Here is a 21,593-nt window from a genome sequence, read left to right on the forward strand (position 1 = left end):
CGGTGCCCGCGATCTCCCCCACAGGATGGCAACTCGTGCAGGGGTAGAACAACAACTCCCCCGAGGAGGCGCGCCCAGCAAAGGCGGGAGCGGCAAGCAGCGCACACACGGCGAGCGCCGTCGCCGTCAGCGACAGAAGCACGAGGACGCGCGACCTCGCAGGTGGGCGCCATGCCGAACGGGATAGGAACACGACCATATCCTCTCCTCACTACCGGGTGAGGCGAACGAGCTGCCTGGAAACATGGGCAATCTGTGCACAGCGCCTTAAGCGCCCTTGATCTCACTCAGAGTATCAATGCAAAAGGGCTCCGAGGGATTGGGGGGCGATTGGGGTCTTGTTAAGGTATTGTTAGCGCCCTTCATGCACGCAAGGATTGCCATGCCGACACGCTTGACGGGGGCTTCCGCCGGTCTGTAGCGTCAGGCCTATCGCCGGCCGCCGAAGCCTCGCCGTGCCAACCAGATTGCCGAGATGAACGCCATGCGCTCGTTGCCCGACTCCACATGCCACCCACGCAGCGCCGCCGAGGCTTCCCGATGAAGATGCCCCGGCTGTTTGGCTCGGGGACCTCGAAGACGTGGTCGGGCATGGGCGCGCGCGTGGTGTGGACCGTCGCCGGTGTCTACATGCTCCTGATGGCGCTCGGTGCTGGGCTCGCCGCGTGGACTGGCTCCTCGAGCACGTGCGCGTCATGCCACGAGATCGCGCCATTGGTCGCAACGTGGAAGACGTCGTCCCACGCCGACGTCGGCTGTCCGGCATGTCACGAGCCCGTTCGCTCTTGGGCGGCCTTCCCCGAGACATTCCTGTGGCGCGCGCAGAGACTGCAGCGCGACGTCGCGGCACACCGCGCGAACCCCAACGCGAGCACGCTGCCCTCTTCGGCAGCCATGCCCCAACTCATTCCGGACGAGAACTGTCTGCAGTGCCACGACCTGTCGCGCGCCGTCACGCTGCCAACCGGGCTGACGATGGATCACGCCAAGCACGTCGCGCGCAACAAGTCGTGCGTCTCGTGCCACTGGTCGGTTGCGCACCCGGTCCCCGACACCGAGAAGCCGCTCGCGCTGATGGAGCGCTGCTTCACGTGCCACGGCCAGCCCGGTTCCAAGGCGTCGGCAGCGTGCACGCTGTGTCATCCCAAGGACTTCACGTGGCGTCCCGAGTCCCACAAGCCCCCATACGCCTGGCTCGCTAACCACGGCAAGGCCGCCAAAGCCAACCGCCAGCCGTGCCTGATGTGCCACGAGCAAAGCTTCTGCTCCAACTGCCACGGGATGCCGATGCCGCATCCCGCCGGTTGGGCCCAGGGCAACCCACCTGCTCACGCGCAGTACGCCAAGACCAACTCGCAAGTGTGCGTGCAATGCCACGGCCCAGCGCCCAACTTGTGCTCCATGTGTCACCACCAGGGCTACGACCCCAAGAACGGTCCGTGGGCATCCAATCACGTCGCCACAGTCAACGCACGCGGTGCGGCGTTTTGCTTGAGCTGCCACGACGAGGTGTTCTGCTCGACGTGCCACAACAACATGTCCAAGGCGCGTGCGGCCAGCGCAACACCGACTCCGTAGGCCAGGAGCTCTGCGAGCCATGTGTGTGCGATTGGCGGCGGGGTGAGTCGCCTACGACTCCGCAGGCTGGACGGTCGATGCGGTGTCATCCGGCGCCGGTTTGCCCGCCTTCGCACCGCGGGCCGCCTTCACGGCCTCAAGCGCAGCCTCGAGCGCGCTTCCATCGCCCTCGCCCAGCAGCTGGATGATCCTGTCGAGCTTGTCGAGTTCGATCCGCGCGAGCTGACGCTGCAACGACTCGATGTCCTTCTTGGCCTCGACGTTGGTCTGAAAGTCGGCGTTGGCCTGGAATCGATCGCGCTCTGCCGAGCGGTTCTGGCTCATCATGATGATCGGCGCCGCGTAGGCCGCCTGAGTGGAGAACAGTAGGTTCAGCAGGATGAACGGGTACGGGTCCCAGCGGTGCGTCGCGACCTCGATGATGTTGAAGGTCATCCAGGCGATCACGAACAGGGTCTGGATGATGATGAACGCCCACGACCCCATGCCTGACGCCACGGCATCGGCGACTCGCTGTCCGAAAGTCATCTTGTCGCGATGAGCCGCTGTCCACGTCTTGTCGTGGTGCCACTTCTCGACCTCGACCGGCTTCTTCTTAGCCATGGGGTCTAGTTCACCTTGACCTTCCACTGAGCGATGGGGCGGCTAGGGCTTCACAGGCTCCGGGAACGTCGTGGGCTCGATGCTGAACGCCTGGACGAGCACCGCAGTCATCCCGGAACCCGCGAACGGTCCCGTGCCCGTGTACTCGCCGAGGATTCTGCCCTTGACCGCAATGTGGTCGCCCTTCTTGACGCCTGGATCCGAGTTGACGGCTATCACCGCCGCTCCGACAGGCTCGTCCGAGGTCACGAACATCTGCACATTCGGCGGAGAGGACTGGGCGTCGTACGGTGCGAAGACCTCGCCGACCAGGCTGACCGTCCTTCCCGTGAAAGCAGAGGGATCGGCCTCCACGTCGCCCCAGTCTGCGACGTGCAGCTGCTGAGTCGCAATGGCTGCGTGCTGGGGGAAGACCGGGTGAGCGGAGCACCCGGCAACCAAGCCGACCGCCAGAGCGGCGATCGCCCATGCCGCGACGCTGAACACGGTGTATCGGTTGCGCAAGGATGCCGATCCCTTCGGGGGCAAGACGACTACTACTGCACGATGACAGTGCCTCCGACTGTGGGATGCTGCAGCGAGTGGTAGCCGAACGTACCGGCCTTGCTGAACACGTGGCGCGCGACGTCGCCCGGCGACATAGTCGGGCTGGTCAGGGACCCGTCGTTGAGTACGATTGACTCCGGCGTGAGGCTGGTGTTCTGCCAGACGACCTGTGATCCAGCCTTGATCGTGACCGTCGAGGGAACGAACGCGGTGTCGGTGATGTTAACGATCACGTGAGCCGAGTTGTTGCCCGCCGACGGCGTCGGTGTGGCTGTGGGTGTGACCGCCGTCGTGGGCGGGTTCACCGGTGCGGCCGTCGGGGCTGAACATCCGGCGAGGAGCGCGGCCAGCACCAGCACAAGCGTGGAGATCACAAGTAGTCGTCGCATGGTCATCATCGTTCCCTCTGTTCAGATGTTTGTGGTGACGCACCCGTGCTGCTGAGACGCCGCGCGGGCGCACCGCAGGCGACGACCATGCTAGCACCAGTCGCGCCAGTCTTGGCTCGAACGCGGTCTTGTCCGCAGAAGGAACACAGCGCGGCGAGAATCCAACGCTCGATCACGCATGCGACCGTGCCGACCCGCGCGTCACACCGAGACAGCGTCGCTTCACTTGGAGGGGTCGATGCCGGCTAGGTCTTGGCGTGCGCAATCAGGTACTCGAGATAGCGTGACTTGACCTGTTGGCTCGCCATCGCCTGCTTGATCGGCGGCATGCGCAGCACGGCGCCGAGCACGGCCGCCAATGCACGGTGGTTCCACAGCACTCGGTTGTCGAAGATCAGATTCTCAAGGTCGCCGCGCTCTATCGCCATCATCACGGTGCGGTGGACCGAGTTCAGAGGAGTGATCACGCGCTGTGGCCGAGAGCGGAGGCTGAGGTTCTTGCGCGCACACGTCCGCACGCACACGCCGCAGCCCAGGCACAGCTCCTCGTCCACCTTGGCGCGCTTCGCCTTGGGGTTGCCGGCGTCGTTCGCCGAGACGAGCGACATCGCCTCGACCGGGCACGCGTTGACGCACACGCCGCAGCCGTTGCACTGCGACTCGTCCACGACCGGCAGGAAGTTGGATGTGTGCACTGGATTGAGCATGCCGAACTTGCGGGCCGCGATCATCGCCTCGCAACAGCACCCGCAACAGTTGCAGATGAAGTTGACCCCCTCGCGAACGTTCTCGCCGAACTGCACGAGGTTGCGCTCGTAAGCCTTCTGCAGAAGGTCGAGGCCCTCGCTCACATCTACCTCGCGAGCGTAGCCATGGCGCGTCAGCGCTTGAGCCGAGGTGTTGAACGTCATACAGATGTCCATGGGCGCGTCGCAGTTCTGACCTACGTGCAGCATCTTGTGTCGGCAGTAGCACACGCCGATTCCGCGGTGCGTCGCGGTGCGGATGACTTCGCTCGCGCGCTCGTAGTCCAATACGTGCACCGCGTTCTCGCTCGAAAGCACGGGCTCGTGGACGAACGTGCGCCCTAGTTGTGTCTCGCCGTCGGTGAACAGTGCTCGGATGAACTCTTCCTCGACGTTCATGTACTGGTAGAACAGCTCGCCGAGCACTTTCTGGTCGATGTCTCCACGCAGTCGCATCATCGAGAACTCGAAAAAGCCTGCCATCGGCGGAGGGAGGATGTAGGTTGTCTCGCCGCGCTGTTCCATGTCCACGAGGATGGCTCGGCTGGCAAGCCCGTCGAGGATCTTGCGGGTCTCGGTCAGATCGAGTTTCAGAATCTTGCTCGCTTTGGCGGCGGTGAACGGCTTGATGGGCAGCAGGGCGACGACGCCTGCCTCACGCTCGCTAAAGAGGATCGAGAGAATCTTGTAGAGCGTGTCGGAGGGCGGCGCGCCTTGCGGGAACCGGTTGAGGCGATCGACAAGCTCGGCGTAGCCGGACTTCAGCGTCACGTGCGACACGCTAGCTCACCCACGTCACGATATCGTCGAGATCGGCGCGCTGCCGCGGCATCGAGTTGACCGGAGCGTCCTGCGACGGATACCCCATCGCCACGCCGATGACGAAGCTCTTGGTGCCAGTGCCCGGCAGCACCTCTCGGAGTACCTCGGGATAGCGCACGCCCATCGCCATGATGACCGTGCCGAGCCCGGCATCGAACGCGGCGAGGCAGACGTTTTCGACGAGCAGCCCCGCGTCAAACGTCGCGTAGTGCGGGACGAGTCCGCGGTCCACAGCGAACACCAGGAGGCACGGCGCGCCGTACATCTCCCAGATGCTCGGCCCGGGAGGCGGCTGGAACGTCTCGCCCGGGCGCGTGAGGTTCATGCGCGCCAGGACGTGCTCGGGCCATTGATTGCGCGACGGCATCTCGAGGTCGGTCGGCGCCTCGTCGCCCTCGCGGATCTTGCTCATGTACGCAGCCTTGACTAGCGAGAGCGCGTCTCCGGTGATGACGTAGACGCTCCACGCCTGCGAGTTTCCCCACGAAGGAGCCCATCGCGCCTCGTCGAGCACCGTGCGAATCACGTCCGCTTCGATGGGCCGAGGCAGGAACGATCGGATGCTTCGCCTTCCGAGAATCGCGTTCTTCGTCTCCATGTCGCACTCCGCTCTATCGTGCCGACGTCGTCGGTTCGGACCGTCCGGTGCCAGACTGCTCACTGCCGCTCTTGAAGCTCCTCCCAATCCTCCATCTCGAGGAAACTCCCCCCAACGTGAGCCTCCATCTCGAGGAACAACGCCCAAGGGGCGGTGAAGGACAGCGTCTCTCGGCTGACGTGGCTACGCTGGGCGATGTCGAAGAAGCCGATGATGCCTCTGGGACGCTCGCGCCGGGCCTCGGCATAGCCGAACACGATCGACTGGCACGCGCCGCCGAAGCGCGCTATCGCGCTCTCGCCGCTCCCGCGCCCGTAGTCAGAGAGCACGACGAGCGCCGAGAGCTGGTCGGCGTTGACGAGGAAGATCACCATCGCGGGCGTTTCGTCTTCGCCCAGTTGGTCGAAGGGCTTGAGCACCACGTATTCGGTCGCGACATCGGTCATCGGGATCGTGCCGAGCCATGCGGTGACGGTCTCGGGGGTCTTGAAGAAGCGCTCGCCCTCGGCCATCTTGCTGCTGCGCTGAATCTTGGCAGCCACCTCGGCGTCGCCCGTCGAGAGCAGTGCCTCGATGGCCATCCCGCACTGCGTGTACTGGTCGCCGAAGCCAAGCCCCACACCGCCGCCAGGGCAGCCGAAGGTCTGGCGATCGAAGACGGCGGTTCGCCCTTTGGCGACCGCGACGATCGAGGAGCCGACGCAGCCCCATCGGCCCTCTTTGAACTGGAGCGCGCCATCGGGCTTCGCGTCGGTCAGAACTACGGCGACCGGCGAGAGTTGAAGTCGCAACGCGTCGATGAGCTTGCTCTTCACGACAAAGGACCTCCAGCTCGACGCGGGCATCTCGGATGTTCCTTCCCGAGACGGGCCATGGGCCCAAGGGCCGGCACACCGAGCGCGATGATTGGGCAGAGATTCGGCAGCGGCTAGTCGATCACACCGCTCTCCTGCCGGATCTGCTTGCGTTTGATCTTGCCGCCGAGCGTCTTAGGCAACTCGTCGACGAACTCGACGATGCGCGGGTACTTGTACGGCGCCGTCGTCTTCTTCACATGCGCCTGCAGCTCCTTGACCAGAGCATCGCTCGGCTCCCAGCCCTTCGCCAAGACGCAGGTGGCCTTGACCACCAGCCCGCGCAGCTCATCGGGTGCGGCAGTCACGGCGCACTCGACGACGGCGGGATGCTCGATGAGCGCGCTTTCCACCTCGAACGGGCCGATACGATAGCCCGATGCCTTGATGACGTCGTCGTTGCGGCCGACGAAGAAGTAGTAGCCGTCGGAGTCGCGCCACGCGACGTCCATGGTGTTGTAGTAGTCTCCGCCAACCGCTTCCTTGGTGCGCTCTTCGTCGCGGTAGTAGCCCACGAACAGTCCCGGAGGCCACGCCTGCTTCAGACCGGTAACGCAGATCTCGCCCTCCTCGCCGTCGGCGCAGACGTTTCCGGCCTCGTCCATCAACTTCATGTTGTAGAGCGGCGATGGCATGCCCATTGAGCCAGGCTTGGGCTCGATCCACGGGAACGTGGCGATGAGCACGACGCTCTCCGTCTGCCCGAAGCCTTCGCGGATCTTCTTGCCGGTGAACTCCTCCCAGCGCTTCGTGACCTCGGGGTTGAGTGGCTCGCCGGCCGTCGTGAAGTTGGCCACCGCTGACAGGTCGTACGCCGAGACGTCCTCCTGCAGCATGAATCGATACATCGTGGGCGGTGCGCAGAAGGTCGTGAGTCGGTAGTCCTGAATCTTGGCCAGGAGTTCGGCGGGAACGAACTTCTTCATGTCGTAGCCGAAGATCGTCGCTCCGCAGATCCACTGGCCGTAGATCTTGCCCCACCCGAACTTCGCCCATCCGGAGTCCGACACGCTCATGTGCAGCGTGTCTTCCTGCACCTGCTGCCAGTAGCGTGCCGTGATGATGTGCCCCAGCGGGTGCAGGAAGTTGTGCTTGACCATCTTGGCAAGCCCGGTGGTGCCGGAGGTGAAGTAGATGAGCATCGTGTCTTCGTTGCGCGTGGCGTCCTCGCCTGCCGGCTGAATCCACTCCTCCGAGGCGCCGGCCAGAAGCTCGTCGAGAGACAGCCAGCCGTCGCGGCTGCCAGCGACCACGATGCGGTTCGAGACCGTCGGGCATTCGGGAAACGCTTGCTGCATCTGATCGATGACGTAGTCGTCGTCGACGCAGATGACCATCTGGCAGCCAGCGCTCTCGACGCGGTAGATGATGTCTTTCTTGGTCAGCTGCAGGGAGGCCGGAATAAGAATCGCCCCGATCTTGCACAGCGCAGCGGCCACCACCCAGTACTCCCACCGACGGCGAAGCACCGCCATGACCACGGAGCCCTTCTCGATTCCGAGCTGCCGAAACGCGTTCGCCGCGCGATCGGACATGCGCTTCATGTCGGCGAAGGTGAGTGTCTTCTCGGCGCCGTCGTCGTCGCACCATACGAGCGCGCGCTTCTCCGGCTCGACGCGGGCCCACTCGTCGACGACGTCGTAACCGAAGTTGAAGCCGTCTGGCGCAACGATCTTGAAGTTCTCGATGAAGTCCTCGTAGGAGTCGAACTCGATACGGGGACAGAACTTCTTCAGCAGGTGGTCCATCGTGTCCCTCCCTCGGGCGTTAAGCTGCGAGCGAAGCGAGTCTGCTCGAGCGGCCGACTCGAACGCAGCTGAAAGTCTGCGTTCGAGCTACTCGGCGATGATCGTCACGAACTGGGCCGGGGTGTCGCCGGCGCACTTCTGCCCATGCGGATGAGTTGGGTTGAAGTAGATGCTGTCGCCGGCCTCGAGAAGCAGTTCCCGGTCATCGAACGTGACAGCCACGAGGCCTTCCAGAACCAAGTTGAACTCCTGCCCGGAGTGCGTGACCAACTCGGCAGGCTCGTCGGTGGGGTCGAGCGTGACGAGCAGCGGCTGCATGATCTTGTGGGTGAACAGCCAGGCGAGGTCCTGGTAGCGGTAGCCGGGGAAGCGGTTGACGCTGCGTCCTCGGCCCGCCTTGACCACCTGATACGTGTCGAGCTTCGCGCCGGTCCCTGTCAGGATCTCGGTCAGGTCGACGCCGAACTTGTTCGCGATGTGATAGATCGCCGAGATCGGGACGTCGGCGCCGGTCTCCTCGTAGGAGATGTAGGTGTCGACGGACACGCCGAGCTCCTCGGCAAGCTCCTCACGCGTGATGTCACACGCCTCGCGAAGGCCCTTGATGCGCAGCCCTATCTGCTTGAAGTCGATCGTCATGTGAAAGTCCTCCCCCTCAAGAATCGATGCCGGTTCGACCGCGCGGGCTACGGCGAGATGCCGCCGTCACATGTCGCAGGTGCTGCCTTCCATACCGATCTCGAGCGCGCGTCGGTTCGGTTCGAGCAACTGCTGGCGCTTGGCGGGAACCGACTTCACGATCGCCTTATCCAACGCCTCGACGCCGCAGAATCCGATCTCCTTGAGAAGCTTTCCCACGAGGATGACGTTTGCCAGCCCCTTGAGACCGGAGTCCTCGGCGAGTTTGGTCGCGGGCACCTCGAAGAGCGTGATGTCATCGCGAGCTGGCGGCGTGGCGATCATCGTGCTGTCGATGATCACGGTGCCGCCGGGGACGACGTCGCCGATGAACTTGTCCAGCGAGGGCTGGTTCATGGCGATGAGCACGTCGGGTTCGAGCACGAGCGGCGAGCCGATGGGCTCGTCGGACAGGCATACGCTGCAGTTGGCGGTCCCGCCGCGCATCTCCGGGCCGTACGACGGCAGCCAGGAAAGCTCGCGGCCCTCGATCAGGCCGGCCTCGGCGATGAGCTTGCCCGCGAACAGCACGCCTTGGCCGCCGAAACCGGCGAGCAGCACGTTCAGATCGCTCACGACAGCTCGCCTCCTTCGGCGGAGGGTTCTCCACTGCGCGCGCGAGCCGCGGCCGCCTCGGCGACGTTGGCAAAGCCGTCGGCCTTGACGTCCTTGAAGACGCCCAGCGGGTAGTATGGCAGCAGGTTGTCGCGCAGCCACTGCAGGGCGTCTTGCGGCGAGAGTCCCCAGTTGGTGGGGCACGTCGAGACGACCTCGATGATGCTGTAGCCCACACCCTCGATCTGGTACTCGAACGCCTTCTTGATGGCCTTCTTGGCCGCCCGGATGTTGCGCGGCGAGTCGACGGTGACCCGCTGCGCAAGCGCCACGCCGTCGAGTGTGGAGAGCAGCTCGCAGACTCGGATCGGGAAGCCGTCGGCCTGCGTGCTACGGCCGTACGGGCTCGTCTGAGTGATCTGCCCGGGCAGCGACGTCGGCGCCATCTGACCGCCCGTCATGCCGTAGATCGCGTTGTTGATGAAGATGACGGTGATGTGCTCGCCGCGGGTGGCGGCGTGTACGGTCTCGCCCATGCCGATCGATGCCAGGTCGCCGTCGCCCTGGTAGGCGAAGACGACGTTGTCCGGCATCACGCGCTTCAGCGCCGTCGCGACCGCGGGCGCGCGGCCATGTGCCGCTTGCACCATGTCGCAGGCGAAGAAGTCGTACGCGAGCACCGAGCAGCCAACCGGGGCCACGCCCACGGTCATCCCTTCGACGTCGAGCTCGTCGAGTGTCTCGGCGACCAGGCGGTGCGTGATGCCGTGCGTGCATCCCGGGCAGTACGAGAACTGTTGCTCGGTCAGTGCGTGCGGACGCTCGAAGACGACCGTCATCGGACGTCACCCCCTGCCACGCGCGCGACTGGTCGAGCAACTTCGAGCCGCTCGGCCAGCTCCTCGATGCGGGCCAGCACCTCGCCCGGCTTGGGAATGATGCCGCCGGACCGTCCGAAGAACTCGACCGGCACGCGGCCGTTCACGGCGAGGCGCACGTCGTCGACCATCTGTCCCATGTTCATCTCGACGGTCAAGAACGCGCTCGCACCGGCGACCGACTTCTCGATCGTGTCGACCGGGTACGGCCACAGTGTGATGGGCCGGATGAGCCCCGCCTTGATGCCCTTCTCGCGCGCCTTGTTCACGGCGCTGCGGCCGATTCGCGCACAGGCGCCGAACGCAACCACCACGATGTCGGCGTCCTCGGTCAGGTACTCCTCGGCGCGCTGCTCGATGGCCTTGATCCTGTCGTAGCGTGCGAAGCGCTCGACGTTGAGGCGCTCGAGGTCTTCGGGCTTGAGGTAGAGCGAGTTGACGACGTTGTGGGGCCGGGCGTTCTTGTGGCCGGTCACCGCCCACGGCTTGACCGGCAGGTCCTCGGGCCGCTTTGGCTCCGGCAGTACGACGGGCTCCATCATCTGGCCGAGCATGCCGTCGGCGAGGATCATGACGGGCGTGCGGTACTCGTCGGCCAGGTCGAAGGCGTCGTAGATGTCGTCGGCCATCTCTTGGACCGTCGAGGGCGCCAGCACGATGAGGTGGAAGTCACCGTGGCCCGTGGCGCGGGTCGCCTGCCAGTAGTCGGACTGCGACGGCTGGATGCCGCCGAGGCCCGGACCGCCGCGCTGCACGTTGACGATGACGCCGGGAAGGTCCGCGCCAGCCATGTACGAGATGCCCTCGCCCTTCAGCGAGATGCCCGGCGAGCTGGAAGAGGTCATCGCGCGAGCGCCGGCCGCAGCGGCGCCGTACACCATGTTGATCGCGGCGATCTCGCTTTCGGCCTGTAGGTAGACGCCGCCCTCCTTAGCCATGCGCTTGGCCATGTAAGCGGCGACCTCGGTCTGCGGGGTGATCGGGTAACCGAAGAAGCAGCGGCATCCGGCGCGGATCGCGGACTCGGCGACCGCCTCGTTGCCCTTCATCAGCACTTTGTCGGACACGACATCACGACCTTTCAACCGTGATCGCCACTTCCGGGCAGATCAGGGCGCAGTTTGCGCAGGCGGTGCACTGCGACTCGTCGGTAAGCATCGCGGGGTGGTAGCCCTTGTCGGTAATCTTGTCGGGATCCAAAACGATGATCTCGCGCGCGCAGACCGCGATACACAGCCCGCACCCTTTGCAGTAGTGCTCGTCGACGATGATCCTCGACATAAGCTAGATAACCTCCTCGTCCACCCTGGCGGCGTCCTCCCAAGGGGTGCGAACGTAGACCTGAATAGGATATGCGTTTTCGACGTACGTCGCTGTGCCCGGCGTATCCGAGAACTCCTCGGCGAGCTGGGCGGGCACCGTCGTGCACACGAGCGGCAAGCCGAGCAGCTCGGCCGCCCGCCGAGCGAAGTCGAGCGAGTCGAGCACCGTGGCCGCCGTGGTGTCGTGCTGCAGGTGCGAGTTGTTCACCACACCGGTCGCGGCCAGATGCGACGCCGCCTCGATCTCGCGCAGCAGCTCCGCGGCCTCGTCCGGCGTGGCGGTCAGATTGCGGTAGCGATTTACGACGTAGAGCAGGTCGTGGTCGATGGCCGAGATCTCGTGCGAGAAGCGGCCGAGTGCCGTTGCCCCCGCGTCGTCGCCGCCTACGTCGAAGACGACCGCGCCGGGCCTCGAGAACGCCGAGTACACCTCGGCGGGAAGCGACGGCGAATCCAGCGTGGTGCCAGCGAACGACGGCGAGATCACGTGGACGCCCTTGGACTCGAGCAGCTCGGTGTAGTCCGACGAGCGAAAGTACGGGTTGACCACATCGAGGTCGACCAACGTGACTTGTGGCTGCGTGCGCGCGATGTCGAGCGCCAAGTTGATCGCGAGGTTGCTCTTGCCGCAACCGTAGTGGCCGGTGATGACCGTGAACCGTTTGATGGCAGGGACGCCACGCATGGCCGGGCTCCTTCGATATCGGTTGCTGTATTGTGCCACCAGAGCACTCAACGTGCCTGTTTCCCAAGGGAGGAGAGACGCGCATGGAGCCACGAATCGCCGATATCGCGGGCCGCATCCGTTCGCTTCGCGAGGACTCGGGCCTCACCCTGCAAGAGATGGCCGAGGCCTCGGGCCTGACCGTCGCCGAGTACAGCCAGATGGAGGCCGGCGAGCAGGACCCTACCTTCACCGTGCTCTACCGCTGCGCCGAGAAGCTCGGCGTCGACATCGTCGACCTGCTGACGGGCGAAGGCCCGCACCTCACCGGCTACTCGGTGGTGCGCTCCGGCAGGGGGCTGTCGATGAAACGTCGCGCCGGCTTCGAGTACCAGCACCTGGCGCCCACGTTTAAGGACAAGCTCGCCGAGCCGTTCTTCGTCACGGCGCCGTTCTCACAGGCCGAGCAAGACGCGCCCATCGCGCTGTCCCGCCACGCCGGCCAGGAGTTCGACTACATCGTGAGCGGCACGCTCCGCTTCGCCTACGACGGCCACGTCGAAGAGCTCGCCCCCGGCGATGCGGTCTACTACGACTCCGGCCGAGGCCACGGCATGATCGCGGTCGGTGGCGAGCCGTGCACCTTCCTGGCGATCGTGCTCAAGGACCGCGACGACGAGAGCTTGTAGGAGGCGCGCCATGAGGGAGATCAACCTCCGCTACGTCGACGAGACCTACGACGCCAACGGGATCATCGCAAGCTTTGGGCTGCACTACCCGGACAACTACAACTTCGGCTACGACGTGGTCGATGACATCGCCGTCAACGATCCGGACCGACGCGCGATGGTCTGGTGCAATCCAGAGGGCGAGGAGCACATCTTCACCTTCGCCGAGATGAAGCACTGGTCCGACAAGACGGCGAACTACCTGAGCAGCCTCGGCATCGGCCGAGGCGACATGGTGATGGTCATTCTGCGCCGCCACTACCAGTTCTGGTTCGTGGCTACGGCTCTGCACAAGCTGGGCGCGATACTCGCGCCGGCGACGTTCATGCTCAAGGAGCACGATCTCGAGTACCGGCTCAACAGCGCATCGGTCAAGGCACTCATCTGCACGTCGGTCGGCGAGATCGCCCAGACGGTGGACAACGTCGAGGCTCAGTGCCCATCGCTCACGACCAAGATCGTCCTCAACGGAGCCGGCGGCGGCACGATGGTGGGTGCCGACGACCCGACGATCGGCTCGGCGCTCAGTGGCCCCGAGGGCATCTGCGCGGCGCGCATCGAGCGCGAGGGTTGGCTCGACTTCAACGAGGGGGTCTCGGCGGCCTCAGAGGACTTCGAGCGAGTTGCGACCGCCGCGCACGATCCGTTCCTGCTCTACTTCTCGTCGGGCACGACCGGCAACCCCAAGATGGTCTTGCACGACAGCGCGTACTCCCTTGCGCACATCCCGACGGCCAAGCACTGGCACAACGTGGAGACTAGCCCGACCGCCAGTCACTTCACGATCGCCGACACCGGCTGGGGCAAGGCAGTCTGGGGCAAGCTCTACGGCCAGTGGCTGATGGAGGCGTGCGTCTTCACCTACGACTTCGACCGCTTCTCGGGGGCCGAGATCCTCTCGCTCGTCGAGAAGTACGGCATCACGACGCTGTGTTGTCCGCCCACGATGTACCGGCTGATGATGGCCGAAGGATTGGGCGGCTTCGACCTGTCGAGCCTGCACTACTGCACCACTGCCGGCGAGGCGCTCAACCCGGATCTCTTCGAGGGCTGGCGCGACCACACCGGACTGCCGTTGGTCGAAGGCTTCGGTCAGACCGAGACGCCGCTGCTCATCTGCAACGTCGTCGGGATGACACCCAAGCCTGGGTCGATGGGCAAGCCCTCGCCGGAGTACACCGTCGAGATCCAGAACGAGGACGGCTCGAGGTCGGCTCCTGGCCAGACCGGCGAGGTCGTCGTGAAGGCCGACCCGAGGCCCGATGGCGTGATGATGTGTTACTACCGCGACGAGGCCAAGACTGCCGAGGCGATGCACGACGGCTGGTACCACACCGGTGACACCGCGTGGTACGACGAGGACGGCTTCTTCTGGTACGTGGGCCGCAACGACGACCTGATCAAGAGCTCCGGCTACCGTATCGGCCCGTTCGAGGTCGAGAGCGTCTTGCTCGAACACGACGCCGTGCGCGAGTGCGCGGTCACCGGCGTGCCCGATCCGGTGCGCGGACACGCCGTCAAGGCGACCATCGTGCTGGCCGACGGCTACTCGGCAAGCGACCAGCTCACCCACGAGCTGCAGACGTGGGTCAAGAAGCGTACGGCGCCGTACAAGTACCCGCGCATTATCGACTTCGTCGATGCGCTGCCCAAGACGGTCAACGGCAAGATTCGCCGTTCGGCTATTCGCGACAACGACGCGGGCAACCGCGAGGAGTAGGCCTTGGGCGCGGTGCGGATTACTGCCCGATGCCGTGCTTGGCGCAGAACTCGTCGACGACCTGATCCAGGGTAGGCGCCGACGTGTCGGTCACTGCGTACGTCACGCGCACCGAGGGGTGCCGGATGTCGATCAGCCGGCCCAGGTCGATGGGCGTGCCGATCGCGACCACGTCGCATGGGGTCGCGTTGATCGTCGCCTGCAAGTCAGCAAGCTGCTCCGCCGAGTACCCCATAGCTGGCAGCACGTGCTCCATGTGCGGGTACTTGGCGTAGGTATCGGCAAGCGAGCCGACCGCGAACGGCCTCGCGTCGACCAGCTCGGTTGCCCCTGCCGCTCGGGCTGCCAGTGCGGCGGCACCGTAGAGCATGCCGCCATGCGTGACCGTCGGGCCGTCCTCGACCGCGAGCACACGCTTGCCCACCAGCGCGGCGGGATCTGCCGCCGTGATCGTGCTCGCCGTCATCACCAGCTTCGCGTTGGGATTGTAGGTCGCCGCCGCGGCGACAAGGTCGTCGATCGCGTTCTGCTCGGCGGTGTTGACCTTGTTGATGACCAGCACGTCGGCACGCAGGAAGTTGACCTCGCCCGGATAGTACGCTCGCTCGTGGCCGGGCCGGTGCGGGTCGAGCGCGACAATCTCGAGGTCAGAGGCGTAGAACGGCCAGTCGTTGTTGCCGCCGTCCCACACGATGACGTCGGCCTCCTTCTCGGCTTCGCGAAGGATCGCAGTGTAGTCGACGCCAGCGAACACGACGGCGCCCACCTCCACGAGGTGCTCGTACTCCTCGCGCTCCTCCACCGTTACGCCGAGCCGATCGAGGTCGGCCACGCTGGCGTAGCGCTCGACTCGCATCGCGTTCAGGTCGCGATACGGCATGGGGTGGCGGATGTCGACGCCCTTAAGTCCCTTGTCGCGCAGCCTCTCGAACACCCGCCGAGAGATTCCCGACTTGCCTACGCCCGTGCGAACGGCGCACACGCTGATGACGGGCTTGGTCGAGCGCACCATCGTCGCGGTCGGGCCGAGTAGCTTGAAGTCAGCGCCCAGCGAGAGCACCAGCGACGCCTAGTGCATCAGATCGACGTGCGCGACGTCGCTGTAGGCGAACAGCACCTCGTCGATTCCCTTGTCGCGGATGAGACTCGGCAACTCGGACTCGGGGACGATCGGAATGCCGTCGGGGTAGCGTTCGCCGGCCAGCTGCCGCGGGAAGACCCGGCTGTCGATGCCCGGGATCTGGGTGGCGGTGAATGCAACGACTTCGACAGTGAGGTCGTCGCGCAGCGCGACGAGAAAGTCGTGGAAGTCTCGGCCGGCCGCGCCCATGACGACGACCTTGCGGATAGGCGCGGAGTGCATGCTGACGTCAGACATTGCTGCCCCAATCCTTCGAGTTTCTCCGTGGCACCTCGGCCACAATGCATAGGATTCCCAAAGAAGCGGATAGAGACGCGGGTGACGGGCTGAATGAGTAGGCGCTCGCGCAGCTGGTGACGGCGGTCACGGGCAAGGCTCCGCTCGACCCAGGACCGCCTCACGTATGCGACTACCGCCACCGATACCGAGAATGGAGGTAGTCGCACATGAATCGCATCGCACGCGTCGGGCACCAGCCCAACCGCACGACCGCCGCGGCGTGTCTCGCCCGGTCACACGCGCGTCCGCGTCGCTTCACAGGCGCGCCGCTCGCGCTCGTCTCGACGCTGGCGCTCGCACTCGTCCTGCTTGCACCCACAAGTGCGCTGGCGATCTCGCGCGACTCCGTGCTCGCCCGCGCACAGAGCTGGGTCGACGCGCCCGTGAAGTACAGCCAGTCCAAGCACTACCTCGGCTACCGAACCGACTGCTCGGGCTACGTCTCGATGTGCTGGAAGACCGGCACGTCATGGTCGACGAGCTCGTTTCACGCCGTCACCTACAAGATCAAGACGTCCCAGCTCAGGCCCGGCGACGCGATGCTGAAGAAGGGCTACCACATCCGCCTGTTCTACGGCTGGGTCGACGATGCGCACACGCAGTACGTCGCCTACGAGGCCAATACGATGGTGGCCGTCTGCCGCATCCACTCGATCGCCGACGACCTCCACGCCAAGTACGTCCCGACCCGCTACAAGAAGATCTCCGGCAACGTGACCGCCACCAACCTGCTGAAGAACTCGAACTTCAACACGTGGGCGCAGTCGTGGGGCAGCCAGCCGCAGCTTCCCGTCTGGTGGCAGGTCGACGGGCCGAGGTGGCAGACCCTCGTAGCGCATCGCCTGGACGTCTTCCGCTCGACACACAACGCGCTGCAGCTCATCAACCCCAGCGACGACCCGACGGAGTACACGGTGCTCTCGCAGTCGGCACCAGTGGCCGCAGGCGCGGGCTATCGGCTCACCGCTTGGGCCACAAACGCGACGGACCCGCACGGGCTCGAACTGTGGCTGACCTACCTCGACGCAAGCGGTCAGCCGCTCGCCCAGACCAACACAGCGGGCGATGCGGCGGGTATCGGCAGCTCAGGGTTCACGTCGATGTCGCTTGCCTCCACAGCGCCGAGCAGCGCTGTCAGCGCGGTCGCCAGCGTACGACTCGCCGGTAGTGAGGACACGAGCACGGCGGGTGGCTACGCCGGTGGTAGCTCGGCGCTCCTCGACGACATCACGCTGCTGCGTCAGTAGGTCGCGCGGCGCTACTTGGGCGTGAACGTGCTGTATGCGCAGCCCAGGCCGTTGTCGCCCGTAACCATCACGGCGACGAGGCACGTCTTGCCCGAGCATGCGGTGCCGATCGTTCGCGTCACCGACGCGGTGCCGAAGATCCCGGTCGTGCTCTGGTCCTCGTACTGCCGTCCGCCGAGCACCCAGGTGACGTTGACGTTGGCGTTGGGCAACGGCAGCCCGCTGTCGTCGACGGCACTCACGTCGATGCTCAACGGCTGAACCACCGAGATATCGGCTGGCGCGTTGACCTCGCGGACCTGCGCCTCCCACTGCTGCCAGTCGTTGCTGTCCCACTGCGAGCCCGCCTGGGCACTGGCGTCCATGTTGATGGTGGGGGCGACGGGCTTCACGGCGGTCTCGCCATACGCAGCCGCCGGGGAGATGCGAATCGTCTGCGGTGGCTGTCCGGGTGAGCTGCCGGCAAGCAGCACGGCGGTCACGGCCAACATGAGCAGCATCTTTCGCCCGCTGAGCGTCGGCTGCAAAGTTGGTGAGTATCGTGGCGTGATCCCTGAGCCAAACATCCGCTTCCCCCAAGCAGAGTGCTGTAGTGCTGGGGTTATCGGACACTCTTGTCGGGAGCATTAGCCCTGGGGGGCGAGGCCGCCTGGCGCGGGGCCTAGATGGAGCTGGGGCCTCGGTACGACTCGCAGCGTGCGACCTTGCCGCCGTAGTCGTGGACCACCAGCTCGGTCTGCGTGAGCTTGGCCAGATCGCGACCGGCCTGCTCGGCGGCCTCTCTGGTGCGGTGCTGCGAGCGCAGCACTAGCTCGTGCTCGACCTTCACGGCCCACGTGGGGTTGTGGTAGACGACCTGAACGACCGGGGTTGAATACATCGGGACTCCAAAGCCTTCTTTGCGGGGTCGATCCTTCGCGGGTGCGTGCCAGCACGGAGTGAGGCCGCGACGATTGCGCAGTTGTATTGGGAAGCATGATGCATCCCGTGCTACACCGTGACCCAGTGGTACACAAGCGAAACGCCGGATTATCGGCAAGGAAGTTGTTGCTTGGTGACGCCCGTCACCAAATCCGGAAGTTTTGCACCGCCGAGGCGGACGGCAGGAAAATCCCGGAGCCGCCGCAGACCACATAGGTGCGCCATCTTCCGGTCGGCAGAGTCGTCCGGATCAGCAGGGGCCCCGAACTTGCGGCCGTCATTCTGAATGTGGCCCGCTGGCGCCAATACCAGACCTTGACCTTCTTTCGCCTTCCCTTGACCTTCTTGACCACGGTCTTCTGCTCGTAGTGCGACAGGTACGCCACGCAGACCGTCGACGACGCGGCCGAGCCCGGCGACAGTGTCGCCGCAATCGAGGCGGGCGCACCGCTCGCGGTGGAGTCTTGCGACACCACCGGCATCGTCAGCCGAGTCACGGCCCGCGGTGTGGGTCGCATGCGGACCATCGCCGTAGCCGCCGCCGAGACCACAACGCCGCCCTTGGCAAGCGTGATATAGCGCGGGCTCGTAACCGTCACGCTGTACGTGCCGGGAGTGATTCGGGCCGCGACGAACGAACCGTCAGTGGCGGTGGGAACCGGCTGGCGCGACCCAATCTGAACGAACGCTCCGGATACGGGCGCACCCGTGACAGCGTCGGTCACGACGCCGGCGACGTGGCCGAAGAAGTCCACGCCACTCTTGCTCGCACGCAGGATCGCGCCTGACTCGCCAACGGCCCAGCCCGACTTCGCGTCGGAGAAAGCGACCGACGCCAACGCGCCGACGGCTGGAGTCGTGGCAAGCGTCCACGTGTATCCGCCGTCGGTGGTGTGGATGACCGTGCCGGCCTCAGTGACGGCCCAGCCGGTGTTCACGTTGGGGAACGCCACCGAGGTGAGCGTGCCCGTTGCAGGCGTCGAGACGCGCGTCCAAGTCGCGCCGCCGTCGCCGGTGCGCATCACCGTAGCTGCCGCGCCTACGGCCCACCCGTCGGTCGCGCTCGGGAACGCTACCGAGCGCAGCGTCGCTGTTGCCGGCGTGGAGACGGCAGCCCAGGTCGAGCCGCCGTCGGTGGTGAGCAGCACGGCGCCCGCTTCACCCACGGCACAGGCGGCCCCCGCGCTCGCGTACGCCACGGAGCTCAGCGCGCCCGTCGCCGGGGGCACCAAAGCGCTCGTCCAGCTCGAGCCGCAGTCGGCCGTGCGCAAGATCGTGCCGGCGTCGCCCACCGCAAGTCCGTCTGTCGCGCCGAGGCAGGCGACGCCGCGGAGCGTGGTCGTGGCTGGCGCCGACGCCGTGGTCCAGGTCGAGCCTGTGTCGCTAGTGCGTGCGATCTCGCCGCCGTCGCCCACTGCGATGCCAGCGCCAGAGCCGGTGAACGCGACGGCGTCCAGCGCGCCGGTCGCGGGCACCGACGCGGTCGTCCAGGTCGAGCCTCCGTCGGCGGTGCGCAAGGCCACCCCGGCGTCGCCCACGGCCAGACCTGTGCTCGCGTCGCGGAAGGCGACGCCGCGCAATGTAGCCGTCGTAGATGCCGACTGCGGCGTCCACGCAACTTCACCGACCGGCGCGTAGCCCCACTGCCCGATGTCGTCGGCGCGAAGGAAGTTGGAGTCGTAGTCGATTCCGAGGCCGCCGTTGAACCGGTGAGCCGTCTGGTACAGCACCGCCTGCGGAAGCACTTTGCCGCCCGACCACGCCTCGGTTTGCCATGCCTTGGTCGCATACCCGCTCTTCAGCGCCGAGGCGCACACAGGGTAGCTGCCGTAGATGCCGACATGGTCGGCGCCTAGCACCGATGCCGCACCGCGCAGGCACGCATTGACGGCTGCATAGTTGTGGGTGGCCGTGTCGCACGCGAAGTAGACGAAAGGCTTGCGCGGCCCGCCGCACTTGATGATGGCGGCGCGTGCCGTCTTGGCTGCCGAGACGCCGGCCTTTCGACCGGCGAGCATCCACGTCGCTTTGGTCTCGTAGACGGCCGCAATGTCGATGCCCTGCGCACGCAGCGTGTCGGCCTCCTTGCGCGTGAGCGACTTCCACTGCTTCGCGCCCACGTAGCGCACGACGACGCCCATGTCCGCGCGCCTCAGCCTCGCGGCCACCGAAGTCGAGGTCCCGCCGGTGTAGTCGACGACCTGCGAGCCGGGAGCCGTCTGCGCCGGCGCCGTGGTCGCAAGCTGCAACACCGGAACGGGGGCCGCGAACGCCGAGACGGGCATCGCCTGCAGCCCAACAACCGCTATGAGCAGGCCCGCGAGCGTCGCTCGGCCCACGCGCGCGGCGATACGCCGTGACCGTCGCAGGCTTGCGATGGCGCGTTGATAAGCTCGAGCCGATCCCATGTTCACACCCTGTCGAAGTCGTTCTTGGACCGAACGAGACGTTGTGGACTTCCGAGATTCGCCGGTGGCTTCGTGCTTCGGCACACGATACCGGGCGCAGCAGGCCCGCGCCATGGAAAGTGATGCCAGTTCGGCATCAGATCGCGCACGCGTCGTAGGCCTCCAAGATGCGGTCCATCTCGGCGTTGATGGACGTGTCGATGCACCTGCGGCGCTCGTCGGCGGCGAACCAATCCAGCGTTTGGCGGATGCCCTCTCGCAGTGGAATGGTGGCTTGAAAGCCCGGAACGGCCGACTTGATCTTGGCGTTGTCGAACACCACACTCCACGACTTGTCGCCCAGCAGCGTGCCGGACAGGTTCGGTGCCACACGCGCGATGAAGTCCGAGGGGATGTGGACGATGTTGGGCTCGGCGCCGAGCTCCTCGGCGATGGTGCAGTAGATCTGCTCCCACGTGAGCACCTCGTCGGTGGTGATGTGGAACGCCTGGCCAATCGCCCGCTCGCTGCCGAGCAACCCGAGCAGCCCGCACGTGAGGTCCTCGGCGTGGGTGACTACGAAGAGCGAACTGCCGTCGCCGTGCACGATGATCCGGCGACCACGGACGAGGCGGTCGGCGAGCGTGTAGCAGCCCCAGCCGCCGATCGCGATAGGCAGGTTGGTGTCGTAGGTGAGCGACGGGCGCACGATGGTCGCTGGGAAGCCTTCGTCGCGGCAGGCGCGCATCACACGCTCCTCGCAGGCGATCTTGTCGCGCGAGTACTGCCAGTAGGGATTGCGAAGCGGTGTCTCCTCGGTGATGAGGTAGCTCGATGGTGGCTTCTCGTATGCGGAAGCCGAGCTGATGAAGACGTACTGTCCGACACGTCCGCGGAACAGCTCCACGTCTCGTTCCACGTCATCGGGCACGAACGCGACCCAGTCGACGACGACATCGAACTGGCGGCCGCGCAGCATCTCGCGAACCGCCAGCGTGTCGTGAATGTCCGCGGTCAGGGAATGACTCCCAGGTAGGTGCGCGATGCGCGAACCGCGGTTGAGCACGTAGACGTCGTGGCCGTTGGCGATGGCCAAGCGGCTTGCCGCAGCGCTGATGAAGCCGGTGCCCCCGATAAACAGGACTTTCATGGCGACTCGGCCCCCTTCTCCGGCACTTTCGCGATGTGG

The 21,593-nt window shown here is 65.6% G+C and carries 22 protein-coding genes and 1 pseudogene; 4 read left to right on the plus strand and 19 right to left on the minus strand.

Translation table 11 applies throughout. From position 1 onward, the window contains the following. Nucleotides 1-193 (minus strand): hypothetical protein (locus tag P4L93_10860; GenBank protein ID MDR3687444.1); only part of this gene is annotated, 193 nt, incomplete at its 3' end. Between the two features lie 347 nt (nucleotides 194-540). Here P4L93_10860 and P4L93_10865 point away from each other — a divergent pair. Next, complete coding sequence (locus P4L93_10865) at nucleotides 541-1,578, plus strand: NapC/NirT family cytochrome c (GenBank protein ID MDR3687445.1); 1,038 nt, start codon at nucleotides 541-543, stop codon at nucleotides 1,576-1,578. Between the two features lie 51 nt (nucleotides 1,579-1,629). On the opposite strand, the gene P4L93_10870 is transcribed toward P4L93_10865, so the two are convergent. From P4L93_10870 to P4L93_10930, 13 genes are all read right to left on the minus strand, one after another. Next, complete coding sequence (locus P4L93_10870) at nucleotides 1,630-2,181, minus strand: DUF1003 domain-containing protein (GenBank protein MDR3687446.1); 552 nt, start codon at nucleotides 2,179-2,181, stop codon at nucleotides 1,630-1,632. A 42-nt stretch (nucleotides 2,182-2,223) separates the two neighbouring features. After that, nucleotides 2,224-2,685: a hypothetical protein gene (locus tag P4L93_10875; protein MDR3687447.1), complete on the minus strand. Its 462-nt coding sequence runs from the start codon at nucleotides 2,683-2,685 to the stop codon at nucleotides 2,224-2,226. Nucleotides 2,686-2,717: 32 nt separating this feature from the next. Then, nucleotides 2,718-3,116, minus strand: a complete 399-nt coding sequence (locus tag P4L93_10880) for a cupredoxin domain-containing protein (GenBank protein ID MDR3687448.1) — start codon at nucleotides 3,114-3,116, stop codon at nucleotides 2,718-2,720. 245 nt (nucleotides 3,117-3,361) lie between these two features. Beyond that, nucleotides 3,362-4,642, minus strand: a complete 1,281-nt coding sequence (locus P4L93_10885) for a 4Fe-4S dicluster domain-containing protein (GenBank protein ID MDR3687449.1) — start codon at nucleotides 4,640-4,642, stop codon at nucleotides 3,362-3,364. Nucleotide 4,643: 1 nt separating this feature from the next. Next, nucleotides 4,644-5,282: a nitroreductase gene (locus P4L93_10890; protein ID MDR3687450.1), complete on the minus strand. Its 639-nt coding sequence runs from the start codon at nucleotides 5,280-5,282 to the stop codon at nucleotides 4,644-4,646. Nucleotides 5,283-5,341: 59 nt separating this feature from the next. After that, complete coding sequence (locus P4L93_10895; protein ID MDR3687451.1) at nucleotides 5,342-6,097, minus strand: DUF169 domain-containing protein; 756 nt, start codon at nucleotides 6,095-6,097, stop codon at nucleotides 5,342-5,344. A 113-nt stretch (nucleotides 6,098-6,210) separates the two neighbouring features. After that, a complete protein-coding gene (locus P4L93_10900) occupies nucleotides 6,211-7,884 on the minus strand; it encodes an AMP-binding protein (protein MDR3687452.1) in 1,674 nt (557 codons plus the stop codon). A gap of 87 nt (nucleotides 7,885-7,971) precedes the next feature. Further along, nucleotides 7,972-8,523, minus strand: coding sequence for an XRE family transcriptional regulator (locus tag P4L93_10905; protein MDR3687453.1), 552 nt, complete (start codon nucleotides 8,521-8,523; stop codon nucleotides 7,972-7,974). Nucleotides 8,524-8,589: 66 nt separating this feature from the next. Continuing rightward, the gene (locus P4L93_10910) at nucleotides 8,590-9,138 is read right to left on the minus strand and encodes a 2-oxoacid:acceptor oxidoreductase family protein (protein ID MDR3687454.1); all 549 of its coding nucleotides are present in this window, start codon (nucleotides 9,136-9,138) and stop codon (nucleotides 8,590-8,592) included. Further along, complete coding sequence (locus P4L93_10915; GenBank protein ID MDR3687455.1) at nucleotides 9,135-9,956, minus strand: thiamine pyrophosphate-dependent enzyme; 822 nt, start codon at nucleotides 9,954-9,956, stop codon at nucleotides 9,135-9,137. The genes P4L93_10910 and P4L93_10915 overlap by 4 nt, the downstream gene beginning before the upstream one ends. Then, nucleotides 9,953-11,062 (minus strand): 3-methyl-2-oxobutanoate dehydrogenase subunit VorB, encoded by a 1,110-nt coding sequence (locus P4L93_10920; GenBank protein MDR3687456.1) that lies wholly within the window; start codon nucleotides 11,060-11,062, stop codon nucleotides 9,953-9,955. Before P4L93_10920 ends, P4L93_10915 begins: the two co-directional genes overlap by 4 nt. Nucleotides 11,063-11,066: 4 nt before the next feature. Further along, nucleotides 11,067-11,276, minus strand: a complete 210-nt coding sequence (locus tag P4L93_10925; protein MDR3687457.1) for a ferredoxin family protein — start codon at nucleotides 11,274-11,276, stop codon at nucleotides 11,067-11,069. A gap of 3 nt (nucleotides 11,277-11,279) precedes the next feature. Further along, nucleotides 11,280-12,002 carry a ParA family protein gene (locus tag P4L93_10930; protein MDR3687458.1) on the minus strand — a complete coding sequence of 241 codons (723 nt, stop codon included), beginning with the start codon at nucleotides 12,000-12,002 and terminating at the stop codon, nucleotides 11,280-11,282. A gap of 83 nt (nucleotides 12,003-12,085) precedes the next feature. On the opposite strand from P4L93_10930, the gene P4L93_10935 reads away from it, so the two are divergent. Continuing rightward, nucleotides 12,086-12,670, plus strand: a complete 585-nt coding sequence (locus P4L93_10935; protein ID MDR3687459.1) for an XRE family transcriptional regulator — start codon at nucleotides 12,086-12,088, stop codon at nucleotides 12,668-12,670. A gap of 10 nt (nucleotides 12,671-12,680) precedes the next feature. Beyond that, nucleotides 12,681-14,429: an AMP-binding protein gene (locus P4L93_10940; protein ID MDR3687460.1), complete on the plus strand. Its 1,749-nt coding sequence runs from the start codon at nucleotides 12,681-12,683 to the stop codon at nucleotides 14,427-14,429. A gap of 19 nt (nucleotides 14,430-14,448) precedes the next feature. On the opposite strand, the pseudogene P4L93_10945 reads toward P4L93_10940, so the two are convergent. Continuing rightward, a pseudogene (locus P4L93_10945) lies at nucleotides 14,449-15,792 on the minus strand (GTPase). Nucleotides 15,793-16,016: 224 nt separating this feature from the next. Here P4L93_10945 and P4L93_10950 point away from each other — a divergent pair. Further along, on the plus strand, nucleotides 16,017-17,096 hold the full coding sequence (locus P4L93_10950) for a hypothetical protein (protein MDR3687461.1): 1,080 nt from the start codon (nucleotides 16,017-16,019) through the stop codon (nucleotides 17,094-17,096). Nucleotides 17,097-17,107: 11 nt separating this feature from the next. Here P4L93_10950 and P4L93_10955 read toward each other — a convergent pair whose 3' ends face one another. The 4 genes from P4L93_10955 to P4L93_10970 form a co-directional block, all read right to left on the minus strand. Further along, nucleotides 17,108-17,587, minus strand: coding sequence for a hypothetical protein (locus P4L93_10955; GenBank protein MDR3687462.1), 480 nt, complete (start codon nucleotides 17,585-17,587; stop codon nucleotides 17,108-17,110). Nucleotides 17,588-17,757: 170 nt separating this feature from the next. Beyond that, nucleotides 17,758-17,976 carry a DUF2188 domain-containing protein gene (locus tag P4L93_10960; protein ID MDR3687463.1) on the minus strand — a complete coding sequence of 73 codons (219 nt, stop codon included), beginning with the start codon at nucleotides 17,974-17,976 and terminating at the stop codon, nucleotides 17,758-17,760. Nucleotides 17,977-18,160: 184 nt separating this feature from the next. After that, complete coding sequence (locus tag P4L93_10965) at nucleotides 18,161-20,425, minus strand: YCF48-related protein (GenBank protein ID MDR3687464.1); 2,265 nt, start codon at nucleotides 20,423-20,425, stop codon at nucleotides 18,161-18,163. Nucleotides 20,426-20,561: 136 nt separating this feature from the next. Next, a complete protein-coding gene (locus P4L93_10970) occupies nucleotides 20,562-21,554 on the minus strand; it encodes an SDR family oxidoreductase (protein MDR3687465.1) in 993 nt (330 codons plus the stop codon). Nucleotides 21,555-21,593: the final 39 nt, after the last annotated feature.

The organism is Coriobacteriia bacterium, assembly GCA_031292615.1.
Classification (GTDB): domain Bacteria; phylum Actinomycetota; class Coriobacteriia; order Anaerosomatales; family JAAXUF01; genus JARLGT01.

Bases quoted from the DNA above. Each gene is read 5' to 3' on its own strand.
- P4L93_10865 (MDR3687445.1), top strand. From the start codon at position 541: ATGAAGATGCCCCGGCTGTTTGGCTCGGGGACCTCGAAGACGTGGTCG.
- P4L93_10870 (MDR3687446.1), bottom strand. From the start codon at position 2,181: ATGGCTAAGAAGAAGCCGGTCGAGGTCGAGAAGTGGCACCACGACAAG.
- P4L93_10880 (MDR3687448.1), bottom strand. From the start codon at position 3,116: ATGCGACGACTACTTGTGATCTCCACGCTTGTGCTGGTGCTGGCCGCG.
- P4L93_10890 (MDR3687450.1), bottom strand. From the start codon at position 5,282: ATGGAGACGAAGAACGCGATTCTCGGAAGGCGAAGCATCCGATCGTTC.
- P4L93_10900 (MDR3687452.1), bottom strand. From the start codon at position 7,884: ATGGACCACCTGCTGAAGAAGTTCTGTCCCCGTATCGAGTTCGACTCC.
- P4L93_10905 (MDR3687453.1), bottom strand. From the start codon at position 8,523: ATGACGATCGACTTCAAGCAGATAGGGCTGCGCATCAAGGGCCTTCGC.
- P4L93_10915 (MDR3687455.1), bottom strand. From the start codon at position 9,956: ATGACGGTCGTCTTCGAGCGTCCGCACGCACTGACCGAGCAACAGTTC.
- P4L93_10925 (MDR3687457.1), bottom strand. From the start codon at position 11,276: ATGTCGAGGATCATCGTCGACGAGCACTACTGCAAAGGGTGCGGGCTG.
- P4L93_10930 (MDR3687458.1), bottom strand. From the start codon at position 12,002: ATGCGTGGCGTCCCTGCCATCAAACGGTTCACGGTCATCACCGGCCAC.
- P4L93_10935 (MDR3687459.1), top strand. From the start codon at position 12,086: ATGGAGCCACGAATCGCCGATATCGCGGGCCGCATCCGTTCGCTTCGC.
- P4L93_10940 (MDR3687460.1), top strand. From the start codon at position 12,681: ATGAGGGAGATCAACCTCCGCTACGTCGACGAGACCTACGACGCCAAC.
- P4L93_10950 (MDR3687461.1), top strand. From the start codon at position 16,017: ATGAATCGCATCGCACGCGTCGGGCACCAGCCCAACCGCACGACCGCC.
- P4L93_10955 (MDR3687462.1), bottom strand. From the start codon at position 17,587: ATGTTGGCCGTGACCGCCGTGCTGCTTGCCGGCAGCTCACCCGGACAG.
- P4L93_10960 (MDR3687463.1), bottom strand. From the start codon at position 17,976: ATGTATTCAACCCCGGTCGTTCAGGTCGTCTACCACAACCCCACGTGG.
- P4L93_10965 (MDR3687464.1), bottom strand. From the start codon at position 20,425: ATGGGATCGGCTCGAGCTTATCAACGCGCCATCGCAAGCCTGCGACGG.
- P4L93_10970 (MDR3687465.1), bottom strand. From the start codon at position 21,554: ATGAAAGTCCTGTTTATCGGGGGCACCGGCTTCATCAGCGCTGCGGCA.